The sequence below is a fragment of the Frondihabitans peucedani genome (assembly GCF_039537585.1).
Classification (GTDB): domain Bacteria; phylum Actinomycetota; class Actinomycetes; order Actinomycetales; family Microbacteriaceae; genus Frondihabitans; species Frondihabitans peucedani.
The window spans coordinates 626,799-650,874 of record NZ_BAABAU010000001.1; the positions used below are offsets into that span (position 1 = coordinate 626,799).

At 70.9% G+C, this 24,076-nt stretch carries 20 protein-coding genes; 7 read left to right on the forward strand and 13 right to left on the reverse strand.

Features of this window, described 5'->3' with window-relative positions; all coding sequences use genetic code 11:
- Position 1 precedes the first annotated feature (1 nt).
- The 3 genes from ABD733_RS02960 to ABD733_RS02970 all read right to left on the reverse strand — a co-directional run bounded on the left by ABD733_RS02960 (position 2) and on the right by ABD733_RS02970 (position 5,035).
- Positions 2 to 778: a ComEA family DNA-binding protein gene (locus tag ABD733_RS02960; RefSeq protein WP_344793538.1), complete on the reverse strand. Its 777-nt coding sequence runs from the start codon at positions 776 to 778 to the stop codon at positions 2 to 4.
- Between the two features lie 91 nt (positions 779 to 869).
- Positions 870 to 3,494: a leucine--tRNA ligase gene (gene leuS, locus ABD733_RS02965; RefSeq protein ID WP_344793539.1), complete on the reverse strand. Its 2,625-nt coding sequence runs from the start codon at positions 3,492 to 3,494 to the stop codon at positions 870 to 872.
- Between the two features lie 77 nt (positions 3,495 to 3,571).
- Positions 3,572 to 5,035 (reverse strand): anthranilate synthase component I family protein, encoded by a 1,464-nt coding sequence (locus tag ABD733_RS02970; RefSeq protein ID WP_344793540.1) that lies wholly within the window; start codon positions 5,033 to 5,035, stop codon positions 3,572 to 3,574.
- A gap of 12 nt (positions 5,036 to 5,047) precedes the next feature.
- Between ABD733_RS02970 and ABD733_RS02975 the strand changes: the two genes are divergently transcribed.
- Positions 5,048 to 5,821: an aminotransferase class IV gene (locus ABD733_RS02975; protein WP_344793541.1), complete on the forward strand. Its 774-nt coding sequence runs from the start codon at positions 5,048 to 5,050 to the stop codon at positions 5,819 to 5,821.
- A 61-nt stretch (positions 5,822 to 5,882) separates the two neighbouring features.
- Here ABD733_RS02975 and cydC read toward each other — a convergent pair whose 3' ends face one another.
- From cydC to ABD733_RS03020, 9 genes are all read right to left on the reverse strand, one after another.
- The gene (gene cydC / locus ABD733_RS02980; protein WP_344793542.1) at positions 5,883 to 7,604 is read right to left on the reverse strand and encodes a thiol reductant ABC exporter subunit CydC; all 1,722 of its coding nucleotides are present in this window, start codon (positions 7,602 to 7,604) and stop codon (positions 5,883 to 5,885) included.
- Positions 7,601 to 9,307, reverse strand: a complete 1,707-nt coding sequence (gene cydD, locus ABD733_RS02985; protein ID WP_344793543.1) for a thiol reductant ABC exporter subunit CydD — start codon at positions 9,305 to 9,307, stop codon at positions 7,601 to 7,603. The genes cydC and cydD overlap by 4 nt, the downstream gene beginning before the upstream one ends.
- A gap of 13 nt (positions 9,308 to 9,320) precedes the next feature.
- On the reverse strand, positions 9,321 to 10,325 hold the full coding sequence (gene cydB, locus ABD733_RS02990; protein ID WP_344793544.1) for a cytochrome d ubiquinol oxidase subunit II: 1,005 nt from the start codon (positions 10,323 to 10,325) through the stop codon (positions 9,321 to 9,323).
- Positions 10,326 to 10,356: 31 nt separating this feature from the next.
- Positions 10,357 to 11,769, reverse strand: a complete 1,413-nt coding sequence (locus tag ABD733_RS02995; protein WP_344793545.1) for a cytochrome ubiquinol oxidase subunit I — start codon at positions 11,767 to 11,769, stop codon at positions 10,357 to 10,359.
- 193 nt (positions 11,770 to 11,962) lie between these two features.
- Positions 11,963 to 12,889, reverse strand: coding sequence for an ABC transporter substrate-binding protein (locus tag ABD733_RS03000; protein WP_344793546.1), 927 nt, complete (start codon positions 12,887 to 12,889; stop codon positions 11,963 to 11,965).
- Entirely contained in the window at positions 12,889 to 13,638 is a 750-nt protein-coding gene (locus ABD733_RS03005; RefSeq protein ID WP_344793547.1) for an ABC transporter permease, read from the reverse strand. Before ABD733_RS03005 ends, ABD733_RS03000 begins: the two co-directional genes overlap by 1 nt.
- On the reverse strand, positions 13,635 to 14,315 hold the full coding sequence (locus tag ABD733_RS03010) for an ABC transporter permease (RefSeq protein ID WP_344793548.1): 681 nt from the start codon (positions 14,313 to 14,315) through the stop codon (positions 13,635 to 13,637). Before ABD733_RS03010 ends, ABD733_RS03005 begins: the two co-directional genes overlap by 4 nt.
- Complete coding sequence (locus ABD733_RS03015) at positions 14,312 to 15,175, reverse strand: ABC transporter ATP-binding protein (RefSeq protein WP_344793549.1); 864 nt, start codon at positions 15,173 to 15,175, stop codon at positions 14,312 to 14,314. The genes ABD733_RS03010 and ABD733_RS03015 overlap by 4 nt, the downstream gene beginning before the upstream one ends.
- Before the next feature lie 127 nt (positions 15,176 to 15,302).
- Entirely contained in the window at positions 15,303 to 15,962 is a 660-nt protein-coding gene (locus ABD733_RS03020; protein WP_344793550.1) for a TetR/AcrR family transcriptional regulator, read from the reverse strand.
- A 65-nt stretch (positions 15,963 to 16,027) separates the two neighbouring features.
- Between ABD733_RS03020 and ABD733_RS03025 the strand changes: the two genes are divergently transcribed.
- The 6 genes from ABD733_RS03025 to ABD733_RS03050 all read left to right on the forward strand — a co-directional run bounded on the left by ABD733_RS03025 (position 16,028) and on the right by ABD733_RS03050 (position 22,367).
- Complete coding sequence (locus tag ABD733_RS03025) at positions 16,028 to 16,720, forward strand: SOS response-associated peptidase (protein WP_344793551.1); 693 nt, start codon at positions 16,028 to 16,030, stop codon at positions 16,718 to 16,720.
- Positions 16,721 to 16,916: 196 nt separating this feature from the next.
- The gene (locus ABD733_RS03030) at positions 16,917 to 17,918 is read left to right on the forward strand and encodes an App1 family protein phosphatidate phosphatase (protein ID WP_344795979.1); all 1,002 of its coding nucleotides are present in this window, start codon (positions 16,917 to 16,919) and stop codon (positions 17,916 to 17,918) included.
- A 62-nt stretch (positions 17,919 to 17,980) separates the two neighbouring features.
- Positions 17,981 to 18,322: a helix-turn-helix domain-containing protein gene (locus ABD733_RS03035; protein ID WP_344793552.1), complete on the forward strand. Its 342-nt coding sequence runs from the start codon at positions 17,981 to 17,983 to the stop codon at positions 18,320 to 18,322.
- Entirely contained in the window at positions 18,322 to 19,608 is a 1,287-nt protein-coding gene (locus ABD733_RS03040) for a type II toxin-antitoxin system HipA family toxin (RefSeq protein WP_344793553.1), read from the forward strand. The genes ABD733_RS03035 and ABD733_RS03040 overlap by 1 nt, the downstream gene beginning before the upstream one ends.
- Before the next feature lie 79 nt (positions 19,609 to 19,687).
- Positions 19,688 to 20,014 carry a DUF6504 family protein gene (locus ABD733_RS03045; RefSeq protein WP_344793554.1) on the forward strand — a complete coding sequence of 109 codons (327 nt, stop codon included), beginning with the start codon at positions 19,688 to 19,690 and terminating at the stop codon, positions 20,012 to 20,014.
- A 406-nt stretch (positions 20,015 to 20,420) separates the two neighbouring features.
- Complete coding sequence (locus ABD733_RS03050; RefSeq protein ID WP_344793555.1) at positions 20,421 to 22,367, forward strand: glycoside hydrolase family 15 protein; 1,947 nt, start codon at positions 20,421 to 20,423, stop codon at positions 22,365 to 22,367.
- Between the two features lie 128 nt (positions 22,368 to 22,495).
- On the opposite strand, the gene ABD733_RS03055 is transcribed toward ABD733_RS03050, so the two are convergent.
- Complete coding sequence (locus ABD733_RS03055; protein ID WP_344793556.1) at positions 22,496 to 23,872, reverse strand: glucose-6-phosphate dehydrogenase; 1,377 nt, start codon at positions 23,870 to 23,872, stop codon at positions 22,496 to 22,498.
- Between the last annotated feature and the right edge of the window lie 204 nt (positions 23,873 to 24,076).

Genomic DNA, 24,076 nt, shown 5'->3' on the forward strand with positions numbered 1-24,076 from the left:
GTCAGCCGACGCGGAGGGAGTCGCGCAGGCTGTCGAGCTTCTTCGGCCCGATGCCGGGGACGTCGAGCAGATCGTCGACCGCCTCGAAGCGCCCGTGCTCGTCGCGCCAGGCGAGGATGGCCTTCGCGGTCGCGGGCCCGACCCCGGTGAGGGTCTGGAGGGCCGTGTCGTCCGCGGTGTTGAGGTCGACCGGGGCTGCTGCCGCCGAAGGGGCTCCCGGGGATCCTGCGCTCGACGACGCCGGTGACGGAGCAGCGGTCTCTCCCTGCCGCGGGACCACGATCTGCTCTCCGTCGGCGACCGGGCGAGCGAGGTTCAACGCCCCCTGGTCGGCCTCGGCGGCGAACCCGCCGGCAGCCGCGACGACGTCGACGGCCCGGGCGCCGGGGTCGACCTCGTACAGCCCGGGATGAGACACGCGCCCGAGGACGTGCACGAAGACCCCTCCGGACGAGGGGGTGGCCGTCTCCCCCGACGCTCCGGAGACGACGACGCGCTGCGACTCCGAGGCCGACGCCGACGCGCCGCCGGCAGACGGGACGGCGGCCACGGCCCCCACGGACTCGTCTGCCGACGCGACGGCCGACAGCACCACCCCGAGGGCGATCAGCACCAGGACGACCACCACGACCGCGCCGACGCCGACGCGCCACCTCGGCGCTGATCCGGGCTCGCGGAAGTCGGCTTCGCGGGATGATCCTGCCGCGGGCGCGGGCGCGGGCACGGGCGCGGGGTCGAGGGAGGTCGGGGCGGTGAGGGGCGGATCGGCGAGAGGCATGCGACGACCGTAGGGAGCGGGCCGCCGCGAAGCAGACGCCGGAGGCCGCCCTGTGCAGACAGGACGGCCTCCGGACGGGTGGGGAGGAGGGCTACTTCACCGCGATGTTCACCAGGCGCGGCGCGCGGACGATGACGTTCACGACCTCCTTGTCGCCGACGGCGCGCTGGACCGCGGCCGAGGCGCGAGCGAGCGCCTCGAGCTCGTCGGAGGTCACCTTCGGCGACACCTCGATGCGGTCGCGCACCTTGCCGTTGACCTGGATGACTGCGGTGACGCTGGTCTCGACCAGCAGCGTCGGGTCGGCCTTCCGCCAGCCGAACGTCGCCACGTCGGAGTCGTAGCCGAGGCGCTCCCACATCTCGGACGCCGTGTAGGGCGAGAAGAGCGACAGGGCCAGGGCGACGGTCTCGGTGGCCTCGCGGACCGCGGGGTCGGCCGGGCCGGCACCGGAGTCGATCACCTTGCGGATCGTGTTGACGAGCTCCATCAGCCGCGCGACGACGACGTTGAACTTGAACGCCTCCGTCAGTCCGGGCGCCTCGGAGAGGAACCGGTGCGTCGCGCGACGGAGGCCCTGGTCGCCGTCGGCCCAGACGACGTCGGGCGTCGAGGTGACGTCGGTGGCGAGACGGAAGGCGCGCGCGAGGAACTTCGCAGCACCCGCGGGCGAGACGTCCTCCCAGTTGATGTCGTCCTCCGGAGGCCCTGCGAACGCCATCGTGAGCCGGATCGCGTCGACACCGTGCTCGGCGAGCTCGTCGCCGAGGTTGACGCCGCCCTTGCTCTTCGACATCTTCGAGCCTCCCGAGAGCACCATGCCCTGGTTCAGCAGCGCGCTGAACGGCTCGGTGAACGAGACGTAGCCGAGGTCGAACAGCACCTTCGTGATGAAGCGCGCGTAGAGGAGGTGCAGGATCGCGTGCTCGACGCCTCCGACGTACTGGTCGACGGGGGCCCACTTGTCGGCCTCCTTCGGGTCGAACGCCTTGTCGGGGTCGGTCGGGTTGAGGTAGCGCAGGTAGTACCACGACGAGTCGACGAAGGTGTCCATGGTGTCGGGGTCGCGGCGCGCGGGCGAGCCGTCTCGCGGGTCTTCGACGGTGACCCAGTCGGTGGCTGCGCCGAGCGGCGACTGCCCCTTCGGCTTGAGGTCGAGCCCCTCGGTCGACGGCAGCTCGACGGGGAGCTGGTCGAACGGCACCGGGATCTCCTCGCCGTCGGCCCCGTGGATGATCGGGATCGGCGTGCCCCAGAAGCGCTGCCTCGAGATCAGCCAGTCGCGGAGGCGGTACGTCTTCGAGGCACGGCCGTCGCCCGACTGCTCGAGCGCCTCGATGATGCGCTTGATGCCATTCGACTTCGACAGGCCCGTGAAGGGGCCCGAGTTCAGCAGGCGTCCTTCGCCCGTGAGCGCGACGCGGGTCGACACGGGGTCGACCGGCTCGAGGTCGTCGGGCAGGATCGCGACGCCGTTCTCGTCGAGCTCGAGCGTCGGGATCACGCCGGTGACGGGCGCGTTCACATCGACGACGACGCGGACGGGCAGGTCGAACTTCAGGGCGAAGTCGAGGTCGCGCTGGTCGTGCGCGGGCACGGCCATGACGGCCCCGTGGCCGTAGTCGGCGAGGACGTAGTCGGCGGCCCAGATCTCGATCCGGTCGCCGGTCAGCGGGTTGATCGCGTGGCGGCCGAGGAACACGCCGGTCTTCGGTCGGTCGGCGGTCATCCGCTCGATCTCGGTGCTCTTCTGCACCTCGGTCAGGTAGTCCTGGAAGCGCGCGCGGATCCCGGCGTCGTCCTGACCGGACACGAGCTCCGCGGCGAGGTCGGACTCCGGCGCGACGACCATGAAGGTCACCCCGTAGAGGGTGTCGGGGCGCGTCGTGAACACGGTGATGCGCTCGCTCCGGCCCTCGACGGCGAAGTGCACGTCGGCGCCTGTGGAGCGGCCGATCCAGTTGCGCTGCATGGCCAGCACCTTCGACGGCCAGCGGCCCTCGAGCTGGTTGAGGTCGTCGAGCAGCCGGTCGGCGTAGTCGGTGATCTTGAAGTACCACTGGGTGAGCTTCTTCTTCACCACGACAGCGCCCGAGCGGTCGGACGTGCCGTCGGGCAGGACCTGCTCGTTGGCGAGGACGGTCTGGTCGACCGGGTCCCAGTTGACCCAGCTGTCTTTGCGGTAAGCCAGGCCCTTCTCGTACATCTTGAGGAACAGCCACTGGTTCCACTTGTAGTACTCGGGGTCGGAGGTGTGGATCTCGCGGGTCCAGTCGACGGCGACGCCGTACGCCTTCATCGACTCGCGCTGCTGGTCGATGTTCGCGTAGGTCCACTCGCGGGGGTCGGTGCCCCGCTTGATGGCGGCGTTCTCGGCGGGGAGGCCGAAGCTGTCCCAGCCGACGGGGTGCAGCACCTGGAAGCCCTGCTGCCACCAGTAGCGCGTCACGACGTCGCCGAACGCGAAGGCCTCGGCGTGACCCATGTGCAGGTCGCCGGAGGGGTACGAGAACATGTCCATGACGTACTTGCGCGGGCGCTTGTCGGTCGGGTCGTCGATCGTGAAGGGCTGGCGCTCCTCCCAGACCGCCTGCCACTTGGCCTGGATCGCGGCGAAGTCGTAGTCGCGGTGCGACGGCTCGGCGTCGCGGTGCCACGACCCGCCGTCGTGCTGCGGCGCCTCGGCCGTCGGGTTCTGCTCGTGCTCGTGTGCCACGGATGGTCTCGATTCAGATCTGGAGAGGGGCGCTTTCGGGCTGCGGGCTCGCAAGAGGCCCGCCGCGACCCAAGGATCTAGAGTAGCGACACATCCCGCGGCGATCCGAACGCAGGATCGGCTCCCGCCGCCCCGAGCACCCGCAGCAGTGCCTCCGCCTTGGTCCGGATCTCCGCGACCTCCTCCGCCGGCACCGAGGCCGCGGTGATCCCGCCGCCCACGCCGACCGTCGCGGTGCCCGTCGTGGTGTCGAGCACGATGGTCCGGATGACCACGGCGAGGTCGGCGCTCCCGTCTCTGGCGATCCTGCCGACCGCTCCCGAGTAGACGCCGCGGGGCCCGGTCTCCCACGACGCGAGCAGCGACACGGCGCTGTGCTTCGGAGCCCCCGTCATCGATCCGGGCGGGAACGCGGCGCGCACGACGTCGACGGCGCCGAGCCCCGGCCGGAGCCGAGCCGTGACGGTCGACACGAGCTGGTGGACGTGCTCGTAGCTCCGCACCTCGAAGAGGTCGGCGACCTCGACTCTCCCGGGCACGGCGACCCGCGACAGGTCGTTCCGCATCAGGTCGACGATCATGAGGTTCTCGGCTCGCTCCTTCGCGTTGCCGCGGAGCTCCGCCGCGATCAGCGCGTCCGACCCCGGATCGGAGCCGCGCGGCCTGGTCCCCTTGATCGGCGAGGTCGACGCGATGCCTGCCGGGTCGACCGTCACGAACGTCTCCGGAGAGGCGCACAGGATCGCCGTCCCCCCGATCCGCAGGAAGCAGGCGCGGGGCGCGGGCGACGTGCGCCGCAGCCGGGCGTAGAGGTCGAGGTCGGTCTCCGTGATCCTGCGCACGGTCACGGACGTCGTCAGGCACAGGACGAAGGCGTCGCCGTCGCGGATCGCCCGCTGACACCGGTCGACGAGACCGAGGTACTCGCGCTCGCTGTCGCGCCACTCGGCCTCGCGCACCGGCTGCGGCGGGTGGAGCGGCGAGTCGGCGCCGGCCGCGGGCACGACGGGCGCCTCGCGCCACCACCCATCGACCGAACGGGCCCACTCCTCGTGGTGGCCTGCGGTCACGAGCTCCACGGTGCCCGCTTCGTGGTCGAAGACGAGGGCCCGATCGACGTCGAGGAACATCAGGTCGGGCCGCGCAGGATCTGTGAGCACCCGCGCCCGGGAGGCGTCGCGCGGTGCGAGGAGCTCGGCCCCGGCGCCGTAGCCGAGCACTCCCCACCAGCCGAGGGGCTCGGGATCCTGCGCGTCCACCGCGGAGGCGTGCTCCGCACCGGCATCAGCCTCGGCGCCCTCGCCGGCGAGGAGCCGCAGGGCCCGCTCGACGGAGCCCTCGTCGGTCACGGACGCCGTCAGCACACCGTCACCCCAGCCGACCAGAGACCGTCTCGGATGCCCGGGGCGCGGCGACGAGCCCGGAGCATCCGCGTCGACCCCGGCGTCGAACCACGCCACGTCGCCGGAGGAGGCGAACCGGGCGACGACGCTCTCGGCGCTCCGCCAGCCCGGCAGCGTCGTCCGGGTCACCTTCCGCATACCCTTGATGATATGGATCTCACGTGGGCGGACGACGCGCTCGCCCCACACTCGCCGGCCGCCGACGAGGTCGTGCTCGTGTCGGACTCGTGGCTGCTCGACGAGGGCCGGGTGCTCGCGCAGGATGTCCACCGCGACCGCTTCCTGGCGTCGGTCGAGCGGGTCGACGCCCACCTCCGCTTCGAGGCCGAGGCCTTCTGGGCGGCCTCCGTCGCGCACCTCCCGCTCGAGGGCCGCTGGTTCCCGCGGCTCCGGCTGGCGGCGCCGTCCGCCGACGACCGCCCCGCGTTCGAGCTCGCCGTGCGTCCGGCGCCGACGACGACCACGTCGCTCACGCTCGTCACCGCGTCGCACGATCCGCGCCGTGAGCCGCTGACGAAGGGGCCCGACCTCGTGCGGCTCGAGGCTCTGCGCCAGGAGGCGCGCGCGCAGGGGGCGGACGCGGCGGTGATCCTCTCGCCCGGCGGCCTGGTGGTCGAGGGCGACTACACGTCGCTCGTGTGGTGGCGGGGCGACGCGCTGTGCGTCGTGGACGACGAGAGCGCCCGCCTTCCCGGAGTCACCGAGCGGTCGCTGGTGACGCTCGCCACGGCGCTGGGGGTCGAGATCCTGCGCGACGAGACCGACCCGGAGGGGCTCGACGGGCTCGAGGTGTGGGCACTGAACTCGCTCCACGGGGCACGCATCGCGACCCGCTGGAGCGACGGCCCTGCGCTCGCCGAGCAGCCGGGGCGGCTCCGGCTCTGGCGGACGCGGCTCGACGCGCTGCGGCGGCCGCTGCGCTGAGGGCCCGGGCTGCGCCGGAGTCCGCGAGCACCCGCCGACCCGCTGCGCCGGCTACCGAGCCCTACGCCTCGAACGCACCCCGGCGCAGCACGAGCCGCCTGGTCACGTGCTCCGGCGGCACCGGCACGTGCGAGATGAGCAGCACGGTCGTGCCGTCCTCCCGGGCGGTCGCGAGCACGTCGTCGAGCAGCGCGTCGGCCAGCTCGGCGTCGACCCCGGCGGCCGGCTCGTCGAGCACCAGGATCGGGAACCCCCGGAGCAGCGCCCGGGCGAGCGAGATCCGCTGCGCCTGACCGCCGGAGACGAGGGCGCCCCGCTCCCCCAGGCGGGCGTCGAGACCGCCGCGCTCCCGGAGCCAGGAGCCGAGTCCGACCCGCTCCAGGACGCCCTCGAGGTCGGCGTCCGTCGCGGTGTCCCGGGCGAACAGGAGGTTCTGCCGCACGTTCTCATCGAACAGGTACGGCTGCTGCTCGAGGAGCCCCACCTGCGCCCGCACCGCCTCGGGGTCGAGGTAGCGGACGTCCGTGCCGCCCAGGCGGTACTCCCCCGAGAACTCGAGGAACCGCACCAGCACCGACGCCAGCGTCGACTTGCCGGCCCCGCTCGGCCCCTCGATCACCAGGCGCTCGCCGGCGCCGACCTCCAGGTCGAGACCCGAGAGCGCAGGATGCGACGCCCCCGGCCACGATGCCGACACGCCCGTCAGCCGCAGCGCCGGGTCATCCGGCCCCAGAAGCACGGGCGTCCCGAGCACCGGCGACGCGGCATCGACGACGACCTCGGGCGGCACCCGGACAGGTGCGGCGCTGTCGACCCGCTCGGCACTCGCGCGCACCCGCCGCCAGGCCAGCACGGCGACGGGCACCGAGCCGACGACCTCGAACACGGCCAGCGGCACGAGCGCGACCAGCGCGAACGCCGGACCGGTGAGGCCTGCTCCGACCGCGCCCGACAGACCGGTGGTGCCGGCGCCCGCGGCGGAGGGTGCTGCCACGAGGCCGTGCACGGCCCAGACGACCGCGACGACCGTCGCTCCGGACAGGAGCGAGACGAGCCCCGCGACGAGCCCCGACGTCGAGGCCCGCCGGAGCGACGCGGCCCGGAGGTCGCGATCGAGGCGCCGGAGCTCGGCGAGCTGGCCGTCGACAGCGTCGAACGCGACGAGCACGTCGAGGTTCTGCAGGGTGTCGAGCACGGCGGCCCCGAGGGCTCCGCGGCGCTCGGCGAGCGAGGTCTCGCTGCTCCGCGCCAGTCGGTCGGCGACGACCGCGGTCACGGCGAAGGCCACGACGAGCCCGACCGCCAGGACCACGGCGGCGCGGGGCTCGACGACGGCGACGGCCACCGCGGAGGCGACCGCCGAGAGCCCGGAGATCACCAGGGGCTGGACGACGCGGAGCGGGAGATCCTGCAGCGCGTCGACGTCGGAGACGACCCGCGTCAGGAGGTCTCCGCGCGAGGTCCGGGCGAGCCCCGCCGGGGCGACGCGCACCAGCCGCCGGTAGAGCTCGGTGCGGACGACCGCGAGCTGCCGGAATGCCGCGTCGTGCGACGTCAGCCGCTCCAGGTAGCGGAAGGACGCCCGAGTGAGGGCGAACAGGCGCACCGAGACGATCGCGATCGACAGGTAGAGGATCGGCGGCTGCTCGGCGGCGCGGGTGATGAGGTAGGCGCTGGTGGCGAGGAGGGCGATGCCGCTGAGTGCGCTCAGGGCGCCGGTGACGAGTCCGCGCCAGGAGCGGCGGAGGGGCGGCTGAGCCGTGCGCAGGATCGACCCGCTCACGACGCGTCCGCCCCTCGCCCTGCGGCTCCGGCAGCGGTCACGCCGTGCACCCGGGTCTCGACGACAGACGCCGTAGGGCGTGCGGGCTTGAGCTCCAGCACCCGGTCGGCGGCCTCGACGACGCCCGGCCGGTGCGTGACCACGACGACCGCGACGCCGCGCGCGGCGATCCTGCGGAGCCCGTCGACGAGGTCGCGCTCGGTCTCGAGGTCGAGGGCGGAGGTGGGCTCGTCGACCAGGAGCAGCCCGGCCCCGCGACGCTCGAGCCGGTAGAGGGCGCGGGCCAGGGCGACGCGCTGGGCCTGCCCGCCCGAGAGACCCGAGCCTCCTGCACCGAGCTCCGTCGCCGGGTCGATCTCGCGGCCGCCGGCGAGCGAGAGGGCGTCGATCACGAGCCGCTCGTCGAGGACGTCGCCGAGCGCGATGTTCGAGGCGACCGACCCCGAGAGGAGTCCGGGCGCCTGGGGCGACCAGGCGATCTCCGACCGGCGAGGCGGGAGCCCGCTCGACCGCCAGCGGCAGGTGCCCGACGACGGGACGACGCCCAGGATCGCGGCGAGCAGCGTCGACTTGCCGACGCCCGACGCGCCGGTGACGGCGGTGAGGAGGCCCGGCTCGAGGTCGAGGTCGACCGGGGCGAAGACGGGGGTGTTGTAGGAGACGGTCAGGCCGCGCAGCTCGAGGACGTCGTCACCGCGCGCATCGGACGCGGCGCTCTCGACCGGGGCCTCCGCGGGAGGACCGGCGACCGCGTCGCCCGCGTCGAGCACATCGAACACCTCCTCGGCGGCGGCGACCCCGTCGGCGGCCGCGTGGAAGTTGGCGCCGACCTGGCGGAGCGGCAGGTAGGCCTCCGGGGTGAGCAGCAGCAGGAACAGCCCGACCGGCAGGCCGAGCGACCCGTCGACGAGCCGCACACCGATGGCCACCGCGACGAGGGCGACCGACAGCGACGCCGCCATCTCGAGCGCGAAGCCCGACAGGAAGGAGACCTGCAGCACCTTCATCGTCGACACCCGGTAGTCGTCGGTGAGGGTCTCGATCCTGCGGACCTGCCGGCGCTCCCGGCCGAAGACCTTGAGCGTGGAGAGGCCGTTCACCGCGTCGAGGAAGGAGGAGGCCAGTCGCGCGAGCCGCTCCCACTGCATCGCCTGCGCCGAGCGGGTGGTCCAGCCGATCAGGATCATGAACAGCGGGATGAGCGGGAGCGTCACGACGACGACGAGCCCGGAGAGCGGATCCTGCGTGAACAGGACGACGACCAGCAGCGGTGTCGCCAGCGCCGTCAGGATCAGCTGCGGGAGGTACTTCGCGAAGTACGGATCGAGCGCGTCGAGCCCCGGGCCGACGAGGGTCGCGAGCCGCGCCGAGCTGCGGGCCGCGAGCCACGCGTGCCCGCGGCGCACCACGGCCTCGACGACGCGGCTCCGCAGCTCGCTCTTCACCCGGACGGCCGTGCGCGCGGCCACCGCCTCGAGCGCCCAGCCGAGGAGCGAGCGCACCACGATCACGCCGCCCAGCCCGACCAGGAGCGCCGGCAGACGCGAATCGGCGCCGTCGACCACCGAGACGACGGCCTGCGAGGCGAAGAAGGCGAACGCCACCGTCGTGGCCGTCTGCGCCAGGCCGAGGAGGGCGCCGAGAGCCAGGAACCCGCGGACGGCCGAGGCATAGCGGAGGAGGCGGGGATCGAGCGGCTTCACGGGCGGGCGCCTCCTAGTGGGCCGAGGCCGTGACGACCGACCGGGTCACGCGCTTGCGGAAGATCCAGTAGGTGAAGCCCTGGTAGCCGAGGATCAGCGGCACGAACACGAGCGAGATCCAGCTCATCAGGGCGAGCGTGTAGTGGCCGCTCGCGGCGTTCTGCACCGTCATCGTGTTCGCCGGGTCGTTGGTCGCGGGCAGGACGTCGGGGAACAGCGCGCCGAAGAGGCTGGCCACCGCGAGAGCGATGGTCACCGCCATGGAGGCGAACGCGACGCCCTCGCGGCCGCGCAGGTTGGCCGTGTACGAGACGACGAGCGTGACGACGGCCGAGGCCGAGAGGACGGTCGAGAGCGCGTTCCCGTGGGCGAGGGTGGTGGCGATCAGGAACGAGCCGGCGACGACGATGGTCACCAGTCCGCTCCGAGCGGCGAGCCGCCGGGCACGGACACGGATGGAGCCGTCGGTCTTGAGCGAGGCGAAGATCACCCCGTGCGTGAAGAACAGCGTCAGCGTCGTGAGTCCGCCGAGGACCGAGTAGGCGTTGAACAGGTCGCCGAACGAGCCGATGTAGTCGAAGTTCGAATCGAGGGCCATGCCGCGGACGAGGTTGGCGAAGACGAGACCCCAGAGGAACGCCGGGACGACCGAGCCGATGAAGATCATGCGGTCGAAGGCGCGCTTCCAGGTGTGCTCGGGCCGCTGGTGGCGGTACTCGAACGAGACGCCGCGGAGGATCAGCGCCAGCAGGATCATCAGCATGACCAGGTAGAAGCCGCTGAACACGGTCGCGTACCACTCCGGGAACGCCGCGAAGAGGGCCGCCCCGGCGACGATCACCCAGGTCTCGTTGAGGTCCCAGACCGGGCCGATGGTGTTGATGAGGACGCGCCGGTCGGTGTCGTCGCGGGCGAGGAACGGCAGCGACATGCCGACGCCGAAGTCGAACCCGTCGAGCACGAAGTAGCCGGTGAAGAAGAGTCCGATAAGGAGGAACCAGACATCGGGCAGGGTCATGACGCTGCGCCTCTCGTGTGTGCGGCGGCCATCAGTAGACCGTCGCCTCGTGGAGGAGCTCGCCGGTCTCCTCGTCGACCTTCGTCGGCTCGTCCGGACCGCTCTGCGCGGCCCGCAGGATCAGCCGGAACTCGACCACCGCGAGGGTCGCGTAGATCGCGGTGAACGCGACGAGCGAGATGAGCACCTCGACGCCGGTGGTGCCGGGCGAGACGCCGTCGCTGGTCTTGAGGAGGCCGAACACGAGCCAGGGCTGGCGGCCCATCTCGGTGAAGACCCAGCCGATGACCATCGCGGCCAGCGGCAGCGGGAAGCTCCAGGTCGCCGCCCGCCAGATCCAGCGGTTCTCGGGCATGCGGCCCTTGCGGGTGATCCAGAGGCCGGCGACGGCGATCAGGATCGCGACCATGCCGAGGCCCATCATCCAGCGGAACGACCAGTACGTCACCCAGATGATCGGCGAGTAGTCGCCGGGACCGTAGGCCGCCGCGTACTGCTGCTGGAGGTTGTTGATCCCCTCGACCGTGCCGTCGAAGGTGTGCGTCGACAGGAACGACAGCAGGTACGGGACGCGGATGCTGAACAGCTCGTGGACCCCGTCGGGCGTGCCCAGGGTGAAGATCGAGAACGACGCGTTGAAACCCGTCGACGTGTTGTAGAGCGCCTCGGCGGAGGCCATCTTCATCGGCTGCGTCTCGACCATCGCGAGGCCGAGCTGGTCGCCCGAGAGGATGGTCAGGGCTCCCGCGGCGACCATCATCCACAGGCCGAAGCGGAGCGCCGGACGCATGGTGTCGAGGTGCTGGTTCCGGTGCAGGTGCCAGGCGGCGACCGAGATGATGACCGCGGCGGAGACCATGAAGCAGGCGAAGAGCGTGTGCGGGAAGGCGGCGAGGGCGACCTTGTTGGTGAGGACGGCCCAGATGTCGGTGAGCTCCGCGCGGCCCTTGGCGTGGTTGATCGCGTAGCCGACCGGGTGCTGCATGAACGAGTTCGCGCAGATGATGAAGTACGCCGAGGCGATGCTCCCGATCGTCGCGCCCCAGATCGCCGTGAGGTGCAGGCGCTTCGGCACCTTGTCCCAGCCGAAGATCCAGACGCCCAGGAAGGTGGCCTCGAGGAAGAACGCGAGCAGCCCCTCGAGAGCGAGAGGAGCGCCGAAGACGTCTCCGACGAAGCGGGAGTACTCCGACCAGTTCATGCCGAACTGGAACTCCTGCACGATGCCGGTGACGACGCCCATCGCGAAGTTGATCAGGAAGATCCGGCCGAAGAACTTCGTCAGCTGCAGGTAGTGGGCCCTGCCGGTCCGGTACCAGGCGGTCTGGAACACGGCGACCGTGAAGCCCATGCCGATGGTCAGGGGGACGAACAGGAAGTGGTAGACGGTCGTCAGACCGAACTGCCAGCGCGAGAGGATCAGAGGGCTCAGGATCTCGTTCACAGTCTTCAGACTAGAACTGCACAAACGGCCAATCAGGCCGCACGACCTGCCAAAACCCTGATGAAGGCAGGGATTGCTCGACACCGAGAGAGTGCCCGCGCAGGATCGGCCGGGCCGCTCCCGACAGCGCGGAGGGCGGCCGCCCGGGAGCCTCTGCCCGGGCGACCGCCCTCGCGATCCTGCTGACCCGGCGCTACTTGACCAGGCCGGCGTCCTTCAGGAACGCCTTGGCGATGACCGCGGCCGACGACTTGTCGTCGACGCTCTTGGTGTTGAGGTCGATGAGCTCCGACTGGGTGAGCTTCGCGTTGACGTCCTCGATGATGCCGGCGGCCTTCGAGTCGACCTTCTTGTCGACCACGGGGATGATCTGCTGCGGCAGGATCATGTTCTCGGGGTCCTTCAGGCTGACGAAGTCGTTGGCCTTGATGGCGGGGCTGGCCGAGTAGATGTCGGCGAGCTGCACCTGACCGTTCTTCAGCGCGGCGACGGTATTGGCCCCGCCGGAGTCGCTGATGGTCTTGAGGGTCGCGGTGGCGCCGTACACGCTCTTGAGGCCCGTGATGCCGTACGGGCGGGTCTGGAACTCGGCGTTCGCGCCGACGACCAGGCTGCCCTTGTAGTCCTTGAGGTCGGCGAGGCTCGTGACGCTGTTCTTGTCGGAGAACTCCTTCGTGACCGTGTAGGTGTCCTGGTCGGTCGCCTCGGCGGCCTTGAGGGTCCGGAGACCCGACGGCAGGGCGTCCGGTAGGGCGGACTCGATGTCCGACTCCGACTTCGCGGTCGTCTTGGCGTCGTAGTACTGCAGGAGGCTTCCCGAGTAGTCGGGGATCACGTCGATCGTCCCCTTCTCGAGCTCGGGGAGGTAGACGCTGCGCTGACCGATGTTGAACTGGCGGTCGACCTTGAACCCGGCGTTCTCGAGAGCCTGCGCGTAGGCCTCCGCGACGATCTCGTTCGAGTAGTACTGCTGCGAGCCGATGACGATCGTGTCGCCGGCCGCCTTCTTCGTGGAGCCCGACTGGAGCGGGTCGCTGGAGGAGCACCCTGCCAGGGCGACCATAGCCCCGATCGCGACTGCGCCTACGAGGGCGAGCCGGCCTTTCTTCGCTGTGAACATCACTTGCTTCCTTCCTGGAGTGGGGATCCCACCACCGAGCGGGTGCGGGTCGCTCCCGGTCGGTCGTTCTGAGGCCGCTGCCCGGCGCGGACGCCTGCGGGCACGACGAGGCGCTGGATGATCGAGTAGACGATCTCGAGCGCGATGGCGAGGGCGATCACGAGGATCGCGCCCACGAGGGTCGTCACGATGTCGTTGGTGCCGAGCCCCAGGAAGATGAAGATCCCGAGGCCGCCGGCGCCGACGTAGTTCGCCAGCGTCGCCGTGGCGACGATCTGGAGGGTCGCCGATCGTAGACCGCCGATGATGAGGGGAAGGCCGAGCGGCACCTCGACCTGCGTGAGGATCTGCCACTCGGTCATGCCCATGGCACGGGCGGCGTCGATCGTCTTGCGGTCGACGGACTCGAGCCCCGCGTACGCACCCGCCAGGATCGACGGGATCGCCAGGATGACGAAGGCGATCAGCGGGGCACGGAGGCCGATCCCGAGGAGCACGGCGAGCAGGGTGATGACACCGAGCGTCGGCAGTGCTCGCGCGCCACCGGAGACGAGCACCGCCGCCGACCTGCCGCGACCCGTGTGCCCGATGGCGAAACCGACCGGGATGGCGATCACCGCAGCGATCACGAGCGCCAGGAGCGTGTACCAGAGGTGCTCCACGAGCTTCTCGCCGATGGGGTTGGCCGCCGTCGCGCCCCAGTTGGCCGGGGTGAGGATGAACGAGAGTGCCTGCGCGAAGAAGTTCATGCGGTCACCAGGGCCTTCCGTGCGGCTCGGCGGCTCGGGATCGCGGTGGCGCGGCTCCAGGGCATGAGCGCTCGGCCGAGAAGGACGAGCAGAGCGTCGAGGACGAGGGCCATGACGACGACCAGCACGATCCCCGCGACGATCTCGGGGATGATGGCGCGCTGGAGCCCGTCGGTGAAGAGGAGGCCCAGACCGTTGACGCCGAGGACGCCGCCGACGGTGACCAGGCTGACCGTGCTGACGACCACGACGCGCATCCCGGCCAGCAGCACGGGCCCGGCAAGGGGGAACTCCACTCGCCAGAAGCGGCCCCAGGGGCTGAAGCCCACGGCCGTGGCCGACTGCGTCACGTCGGGCTCGACGGCCGCGAGTGCGTCCGCCGTCGAGCGGACCATCAGGGCCATCCCGTAGAGGGTCAGCCCGATGACGACGTTGATCGGACTCCGGAGACCCGTGCCGATGACGAGTGGGAGGACGATGAGAAGAGGAAGCGAGGGGATCGCGTACAGGAGGCCGGCGATCGTCAGCAGGACGCCGCGGACCGGACGGAAGCGGTTCGCGACCCACCCCAGCGGCACGCTGAGGACGAACGACAGGATGATCGGCGGGATGCTCAGCTGGAGGTGCGCCAGAGCCGAGTCGGCGACGAACGAGGCGTTCTCGACGACCCAGTTCACGCGCGGCCCCGGGAGCCGGACAGGCGGTCCGCGCGATCGGCGCGGCTCTCGCTGCTCAGGGTGCCAGCGGGCCGACCGTCGTCGTCGACCAGGATCGACCCGGTCGGCGTCTCCTCGAGGTGCAGCGACCGCTTGCCGCGGTTCGCACCGATGAAGTCTGCCACGAAGTCGTCGGCCGGGTTCGACAGGATCTCGGACGGGGTGCCGAGCTGCGCGATGTGGCCGCCCTTCTTCAGGATGACGACCTGGTGCCCGAGGTAGAACGCCTCGTCGATGTCGTGCGTCACGAAGACGACGGTCTTGTCGAGGTCGCGCTGCAGGCGGATCAGCTCCTCCTGGAGGTCGGAGCGCACGAGCGGATCGACGGCGCCGAAGGGCTCGTCCATGAGCAGGATGTTCGGGTCGACGGCGAGACCGCGCGCGACCCCGACGCGCTGCTGCTGGCCCCCCGAGAGCTGGCTCGGGTACCGGTCGGCGAAGGCGCGATCGAGTCCGACCGTGTCCATCAGAGTCAGCGCCTGCTCGCGGGCGTCCTTCTTCTTGACGCCCTTGAGGACCGGGACGGTCGCGATGTTGTCGACGACCTTGCGGTGCGGCAGCAGGCCGGAGTTCTGCATCACGTAGCCGATGCTGCGGCGGAGGCCGACCGGCTCGAGGCCGCCGATGTCGTCGCCGTCGATCGTGATCGAGCCGGATGTCGGGTCGACCATCCGGTTGATCATGCGCAGGATCGTGGTCTTGCCGCAGCCGCTCGACCCGACGAAGACGGTGGTCTTCCGGGACGGGATCACGAGACTGAAGTCCTCGACGGCCCGCGTGCCGTCGGGATACTGTTTGGTCACCGAGCTGAACTCGATCATTGGTGGCTCATTCCTCGTGGGCAACACGAATCGACACTTGCCAGGGCGTCAACTGAACCACAGTTCGTTCTCCGGCGTCATCAGGACGCCACAGAGCGTCACGAAATCGAGAGAGACGGCGACCCGATCAGGCTCGGGAGGCAGCGACCCGGTCGAGGTAACCCGTCACCACGGAGCGGCATTCCTCGATGAAACGCGGGTCGCCCTCGGGGTCGCGGGCGAAGGCCCGCGCGACCAGGGCGTTGCCGGCCTCGGTCGCGACGTCGATCGCGAAGGCGAGCTCGTCGGTGGCCTCGAGGCCGAAGCGCTCGACGAGGACCGCCGTGTAGAGCTCGGCGAGCGTACGGCGAGGTTCGACGTCGTCGCTCGGAGTCGAGCGGTCGGACGTGTCGACGTCGCCGAACCGGATGGCCCGGAAGCCGGGCTCGGCCCGGTACATGGCGACCTGCGTGTCGATCGCTATGTCGACCGTGTCGTGCCAGTCGGTGATGCCGGCCTCGACGACGGCCGCGTCGACACGCTCGGCGAGACGCCGGATGCACCGGAGGGCGAGGGCCTCGACGACGGCGATGCGGTCGGGGAAGTACCGGTAGACCGTGCCGATCGACGCACCGGCGCGTTCGGCCACCATCGCGGTGGTCAGCCGCTCGAAGCCGATCTCGTCGATGATCGCCGCGGCAGCGTCGAGGAGACCGGTGAGCCGCGCGGAGCTCCGAGCCTGGACAGGCTCGTTCCGCAGCAGTGACGATCCCCCGGGCAGTGCCTCATTGACCTCGGTGACGAGCAACGGTTCTCCTTCAGACAAGCGATGCGCCACCACGGAATGTCGGACGGCCCTGATTGACTGGGGGCATGTGCGGAAGATTCGTGATGTCGCGCGCCTCGAGCGACCTGGTGGCCCTCTTCGACGTGGATGTGACGGGAGACACTCTTCCAGAGCCTTCCTGGAATATCGCTCCGACTGCGCCGGTGAATCTGCTGGTCGATGCGGCGCCCCGCGGCGCCGACGCGGGCGGGCCGCCGGTGCGTCGCCTGGCGTCGGCCCGGTGGGGGCTGATCCCGGCGTGGGCCGACGATCCGCGCGTCGGGGCGAAGGCGTTCAACGCCCGGATCGAGACGGCCGCCGAGAAGCCGACCTTCCGCGACGCCGTCGTCTCGCGGCGCGCCGTCGTGCCGGCTTCCGGGTACTACGAGTGGCCCGTCGCGCCCGACGGCTCGAAGGCCCCCGTCCTCGTCCAGCTGCCCGACGACGAGCTGATGCTCTTCGCCGCGCTCTACGAGTGGTGGCGAGACCCGCGAGCCGCGGCCGACGATCCGGCGCGCTGGGTGCTGTCCACGAGCATCCTGACCAGGCCCTCCCACGCCGGGCTCGCCGAGGTGCACGAGCGCATGCCCGTCTTCGTCGGCGCCGAGCTGATGGACGACTGGCTCGACCCCGAGACGGAGGGCGACGACGACCTCCTCCAGGGCATCTCGGGCGAGTCGCTGCAGCACGCCGAGCGGGCGGTCTACCGTCCGGTCGTCGAGGTCGGCGTGCCAGACTAGGCCAATGCCGGGCACCCGAGAGACGACCCCCGACGGCCAGCCGGAGTCCGAGCCCCGCTCGCCCGCCGCGACCGGCGGCAACCTGCTGTCGAACACCGCGCTCGGCAAGACGCCTCTGGCCAACAGCGCCTTCGCGAACAGCGCCCTGGCCAACAGCGCTCTGGCGAGCAGCGCCATCGCGAACGGCGTCGAGCCGATGCTCCACCGAGCCGCCCGCATGGAAGACGCCCTCCACGCCTTCCGCGAGCGCAACGCCCGTCGTCGCGGCCTGATCCCGACGGTGGTCCCCTACTCGGGCTACGGCGGGCCCGGCTTCATCCGGGTCCTCTGCCGGGTCCTCCTGACCAAAGACGGCGAGCGCCTCTCGACCGAGCACACGCACGTGCGGGGGTGGCGGAGCTTCACGAGCGTGCCCATCGACCGGGTCGTGGTCGACGTCGTGGTCGGCGGCACGACGCATCACGCGACGGCCGACCGCGGCGGGGTGGTCGATGCGAGGCTCGACGTCGATCTGGAGCCGGGGTGGCACACGGTGATCCTGCGCACGGAGGGGTCTCTCGAGGCGGAGGCCCGGATCTTCGTGATCGACCCGTCGGTGCGGTTCGGGATCATCTCGGACATCGACGACACGGTCATGGTGACGGCCCTCCCGCGGCCGTTCCTGGCGGCGTGGAACACGTTCGTGCTCGACGAGCACGCGAGGCGGCCGGTGCCGGGCATGGCGGTCCTGTACGAGCGGCTGCGCGCGACGCACGTGGGCTGCCCGGTGATCTACCTGTCGACGGGTGCGTGGAACGTCGCCCCGACGCTGTCGCGGTTCTTGACGCGCAACTTCTACCCGCCCGGGCCGCTGCTGCTCACCGACTGGGGGCCGACGCGCGATCGCTGGTTCCGGAGCGGGCGGGAGCACAAGGAGCAGTCCCTGGCCAGGATCGCGTCGGAGTTCCCCGGCATGAAGTGGCTGCTGGTGGGCGACGACGGGCAGCACGACGAGGAGCTCTACGGCGGCTTCCTCCGCAAGCACCCCGACAACGTCGAGGCGGTGGCGATCCGGCAGCTGTCGTCGAGCGAGGCGGTGTTCGCGGGCGGGCGGTCGCGGGGCGAGGAGCACGAGCGGACGACGAAGGTGCCGTGGCTGTACGCGCCCGACGGGTCGGGGCTCTGGGATCAGCTCGTCGCGAAGGGTGTCGCGGAGTAGGTGCTGGCTAAAAGTCGTAATTCCGACTATTAGGCGCGCTTCTGGGGTTTATAGTTGAAATCATGGCTATTAGCGAACAGCAACCGTCGTCACGGGTTGCCGATGCGACGACCGACGAGTGGGAGCAGCGCGTGGGCGAGCAGGTGCGCGCCCTGCGCCTCGACCGCGGTCACGATCAGGCGACGCTCGGCGGGCTCGCCGACGTCAGCGTGACCTCCATCAAGAACCTCGAGAACGGCCGGGGCTCGTCTCTCCGCACGATCGTCCGCGTGCTCCGGGCCCTCGACGCGACCGACTGGCTCGACACGCTGGCACCGACGCCGACCGTCAGCCCGATCGATCTCCTGCGAGGCGCCGAGGCCGTCCCGAGACGCCGGGTGTCGAGATCGCGGAGCGACGACTGATGGCCTACACCCCGGTCGCCGCCGTCGAGGTCACCGCGTGGGGACTCCGCGTCGGAGCCGTGGCGCCCGACCCGCGGCTCGGCGCCTACGTCTTCGAGTACTACCCCGACTGGATCGCGCGCGGCATCGAGCTGGCGCCGCTCGAGATGCCGCTGTCGAGGCGCCGACACGTGTTCCCGTCGCTCCCCGAAGCGACCTTCCACCGGCTCCCGGCGATGCTCGCCGACGCCCTGCCCGACGACTTCGGCAACGCGATCATCGACGCCTGGCTCGCCAGGCAGGGCATCCGGCGCGGCGACGTCACGCCGCTCGACCGGCTCGCCTACATGTCGAACCGCGCGATGGGGGCGCTCGAGTTCCGGCCGTCGCGCGGACCCCGGCAGCGGGTGACGAGCGCGGTCGAGATGAGCGACCTCGTCGAGGGGGCGCGCAGCGTCCTCGACGAGCGCTTCGCCGGCGACCGCGAGACCGAGGCGGCGATCCAGAGCCTCATCCAGGTCGGCACCTCGGCGGGCGGCGCCCGGGCGAAGGCCGTCATCGCCTGGAACCGCGACACCGGCGAGATCCGGTCGGGACAGCTGCCCGCGGCCGACGGCTTCGAGTTCTGGCTCCTGAAACTCGACGGGGTCGGCCGCGACGCCGAGCTCGGATCAGGAGGAGGGTACGGCCGGGTCGAGTACGCCTACTCGCTGATGGCGAAGGCGGCGGGGATCGACATGACCGAGTGCCGGCTCCTCGAGGAGAACGGCCGCGCCCACTTCATGACCAGGCGGTACGACCGCGGCGGCCCCGAGGGCAAGGTGCACGCGCTCACCCTGTGCGGCCTCACCCAGCTCGACTTCCGGCAGCGGCAGACCCACGACTACAGCCAGTACTTCGAGGCGATCGACCGCCTGGGCCTCGGCGCCGACGCCCGCGAGCAGGCGTTCCGCCGCATGGTGTTCAACGTGCTGGCCGCCAACTGCGACGACCACTCCAAGAACGAGTCGTTCCTGCTCGCAGGCCCGTCCGCCCCCTGGGCCCTGGCACCCGCCTACGACATCACCTACGCGTACAACCCGGCGGGCCAGTGGACCTACCAGCACCTGATGAGTGTCGACGGCCGGTTCCGCGACATCGGGCGCGCCGACGTGATGGCCGTCGCCGACCGGCACCTGGTGCCGCGGGCGCGAGCGGTGGTCGACGAGGTCCGCGAGGCGGTCGCAGGATGGCGGGGCTTCGCCGACCAGGCGGGGATCGCCCGGACCGCGGCCGACGCGATGGCGGAGGCGATGCCGGGCTGGTGAATGTCGGGGGTGGCTCGTGGGCTGGTGAATGTCGGGGGTGGCTCGTAGGATTCGAACACACGTTCGAACGGGAGACGAGATGCGCATCGACGAGGCAGTACCGGTCGAGACCACCGACGACGGGGCCCCGCTCCGCTTCACCTGGCGCCGGGTGGTCTACGGCGTCGTCAGCTCCCCCGAGCTGTGGATGACGAGGCAGGCCTGGTGGCGCTCGGCGACGAGGGCTCCCCGCGGCGAAGGGCAGCACCTGCTCGAGATGCCGGTCTGGCGGGTCGACGCCCTCCCCCTCACCGACGGCGCGCACCGGGTCGACGGCACCTTCGACCTGGCCCGCGACCCGGTCAGCCACGAGTGGCTGCTCCTGGGTGTCTTCGACGACCAGATCGACCAGCAGCTGTTCGCCTGAGGCCCCCGGGCTCCCTCCCCGTGCCTCGTTCCTGCCTGCCTGCCTGCTGCCGCCCGTACATATGGACGGAGATCCTCGCTCGCACCACGTGCATCCGTACATATGGACGGATATCCTCGCTCGCACCGCCCCGAGCGTACAAATGGACGGAGATCGGCCGATCCTGCGCGATCTCATGCGGATCGGAGGGGCGCGCCTCGAGAATCTCCGTCCATATGCACCACCGGGGCACACCAGGCGCAGGCTCTCCGTCCATATGCACCACGGGGGCACCCAAGGCGCAGGATCTCCGTCGTTATGGACGGAGAACCCCCAGCACCAGACGCACAGGCCGACCGACACGCGCGCCCGAGCCCCAGAGCGCACCCTCTCACTCGCTCACCGGATCGTCTGATTTGATGACCCCATGCCCCTCGCGATCGAAGACTACGCACTGATCGGCGACTGCCACACGGCCGCCCTCGTCGGCAAAGACGGCAGCATCGACTGGCTCTGCCTCCCCCGGTTCGACTCCGCCTCCATGTTCGCCGGACTCCTCGGCGACGAGAACAGCGGCCGGTGGCTCCTCGCCCCGACAGATGCCACCGCCACCTCGACCAGGAGGTACGTCGACGACACGTTCGTCCTGGTCACCACCTGGACCACGTCCACCGGCGTGGTCGAGGTGACCGACCTGATGCCGTACGGCGACCGCCGGGCCGACGTGGTGAGGCAGGTCCGCGGCGTGAGCGGCAGCGTCAGGATGACCGAAGACCTCCGCATCCGCTTCGGCTACACGACCGCGATCCCCTGGATCCGGCAGATCGACGACCCGGGCGACTCCGGCGCACACGTCGCGGCCACTCCCGCACACATCCCCACCGGCACCCTCATCGCCATCGCCGGGCCCGACGCCGTGATCGTCCGCGGGCCGAAGCTCACCGCCGCCGACCACACCCACCAGGCCTCCTTCGAGGTCGCGGCGGGCGACGTCGTCGACCTCTCCCTCACCTGGTACCCGTCGCACCGCGAGCCCCCGACACCCGTCGACGTCGAGCGCCGAATCGCCGACACGATCACCTGGTGGCAGGAGTGGGCCTCGCACTCCGACGCGCCGACCGCCTACGGCTCCGAGGTGCACCGGTCGCTGCTCCTCCTGCGCGCGCTCACGCACGAGGACACCAACGGCATCGTCGCCGCCGCGACCACGAGCCTGCCCGAGCAGTTCGGCGGCTCCCGCAACTGGGACTACCGGTACGTCTGGCTGCGCGACGCCTCGATGACGCTGCAGACCCTGATCCTGCACGGCTTCGCCGACGAGGCGACCGGCTGGCGCGACTGGCTGCTCCGCGCCATCGCCGGCGACCCCAAGGACGTCCAGATCATGTACGGCCTGAGCGGTGAGCGCTACCTCGCCGAGACCACGATCGACGAGCTGCCGGGCTACCGGGGCGCCGCCCCCGTGCGCGTGGGCAACGGCGCCTACACGCAGTACCAGGGCGACGTCTTCGGCGAGATCATGGTCGCGCTCCACGACGCCCGGGAGCTCGGCGTCGAGGAGGGCGCCGACTCGTGGTCGCTGCAGCGCGCGCTCGTGCAGCACGTCGAGGAGAACTGGAACAAGGCCGACAACGGCATCTGGGAGATCCGAGGCCCCGCGCAGCACTTCACGCACTCCCGCGTCATGATCTGGGCGGCACTCGATCGAGCGGTCAAGGGCGTGCAGCAGTTCCACCTCGACGGCCCGGTCGACCGCTGGATGGCCCTCCGCGAGAAGGTGCGCGACGAGATCGAGACGCACGGCTACGACGAGGAGCGCGGCTGCTACGTGCAGCACTACGGCTCGAAGGAGGTCGACGCCTCGCTGCTGCAGCTGGTGCAGGTCGGCTACGTCGACGCCCACGACCCCAGGATGCTCGGCACCGTCAAGGCCATCGAAGACGACCTGCTCCGTGACGGGCTCCTCGTCCGCTACCGGACCGAGTCCGGAGTCGACGGGCTGACCGGCACGGAGAACCCGTTCCTGACCTGCTCGTTCTGGCTCGCCGAGCAGTACGCGCGGAGCGGCCGCCTCGACGACGCGATCGAGCTGATGGACCGCCTCGTCGGCTTCCGCAACGACGTCGGGATGCTCAGCGAGGAGATCGAGGTCGCCACCGGCCACCACGTCGGCAACACCCCGCAGGCGCTGTCGCACCTCGCGCTGGTCCGCGCGGCTGACGCGATCGACGCCGCCATCGAGCACTCGCGCGGCAACCGGGGCCGCCGACTCGCCAGCACCACCGGCACGCCGTACCACTCCGACAACGGGCCCGCCACCCCTGCCGACCGCTGGCCCGACGACCTCGGCGCCGACCGCACCACGGGCGCGTAGCGGACGCACCGCCCCCGACGCGGCGCCTCCCACGCGCCGCCCCCGACGCACGACACCCCCGTGCGGCCCGGACACCTCGCCGAAGCAGGGTGCCGAGCCGCACGGGGTGCGAGCGGAGCCGGACCGGGTCAGGCCTCCTTGGAGGTCTCCCAGTCGGCCGGGCCGGACGAACCGGCCGGGTACGTCTCGAGCGGCACGCGGTCGCTCTGCCACGCGTCGAGCACCGGCTGGACGATCGCCCAGCAGCGCTCGGCGACGTCGCCGCGGATCGACAGCGTCGGGTCGTCGTGGAAGATGCCCGAGAGCACCTCGCCGTAGGGGGTCAGCTCGGGCTTGCCGAGGTCGGTCTTGAAGACCGACTTCTCGAGCGAGAACGGGTTGCCCTTGCCGTTGGTCGTGACGCCGAGCTCGAGGGTCTCGGGGCTGATCTCGATCCGGAGCGTGTCGGGGGTCGACGCGCCCTTCAGACCCGCGGGGAGCACCGGCACCGGCTTGAAGGTGATCAGCACCTCCTTGCGGATCTTCGACATGCCCTTGCCGGAGCGCAGGACGAACGGCACACCGGCCCAGCGGCGCGTCTTGATCTCGAACTCGACCTCGGCGAGGGTCTCGGTCTGGCGCGACGGGTCGACGCCGTCCTCGTCGGAGTACGACGGGACGTCCTTGCCGTCGATGGTCCCGGCCGAGTACTGGCCGCGACGGCTCGAGGCGAGCGGGTCGCCGTCCTTGACCCAGGTGGCCCGCAGCACGCGGGCGATCTCGCTCCGGAGCTCGACCGCGTCGATCGACGCCGGGGCGTCCATCGCGATGATGGCAAGGATCTGGAGGAGGTGGCTCTGGATCATGTCGATCAGGGCGCCGGCGGTGTCGTAGTACTGCGCGCGGCCCTCGAGGCCGAGGACCTCGTCGTAGAAGATCTCGACCTTGGCGATGTTGTCGCTGTTCCAGACCGGCTCGAAGAGGCGGTTGGCGAAGCGGAGACCGATGATGTCGAGCACGGTCGAGCGGCCGAGGAAGTGGTCGGTGCGGTGGATGCGCTCCTCCGGGACGACCTTGAGGAGCTCCTCGTTGAGGTCGCGGGCGCCCTGCTCGTCGCTGCCGAACGGCTTCTCGAGCGCGAGGCGGAGCCCGTCGGGGAGGTCGATCTCCTCGAGGGCCTTGATGACCTTCACGGAGATCGCCGGCGGAAGGGCGAAGTACATCACCGGCTCGCCCTCGGACGCCTGGAACAGCTTCTTCAGGTGCTCGGGGTCGGTGGGGTCGCCCTGGATGTACTCGCTCGAGGCGAGCGTGCGCTTGGCGAGGTCGCTGCCCGCGTCGCCGTTGAACGCCGTCTTGACGACGGAGTCCCACTCTTCGGGGCTGCGCTCGCTGCGGCCGGTGCCGATGAGCTTGACGTCGACGCCGCGGTCGCTCTTCAGCAGGCTGGCGAGGCCGGGCAGGAGGAGTCGCTCGGTGAGGTCGCCCGAGGCGCCCAGGATGATGAGGGTGGTCGTGTCGGTCATCAGGCGGCAGACTCGAATCGAGTCGCGGTGTGGATGGTCATGGGCGTCCTTTCCGAATCGAACTTGTGGAACCCAGGGGGTCAATGCGCGGGCGCGGGGAGGAATTCCCTGCGAAGGGGGCCCTGCCAGGACCCGGGGGCGGGCAGGGGCGCGAAGAGGCCCCGGTGCCAGCGTCCACCGTACTGCGAGATCGACGGGCCGGTC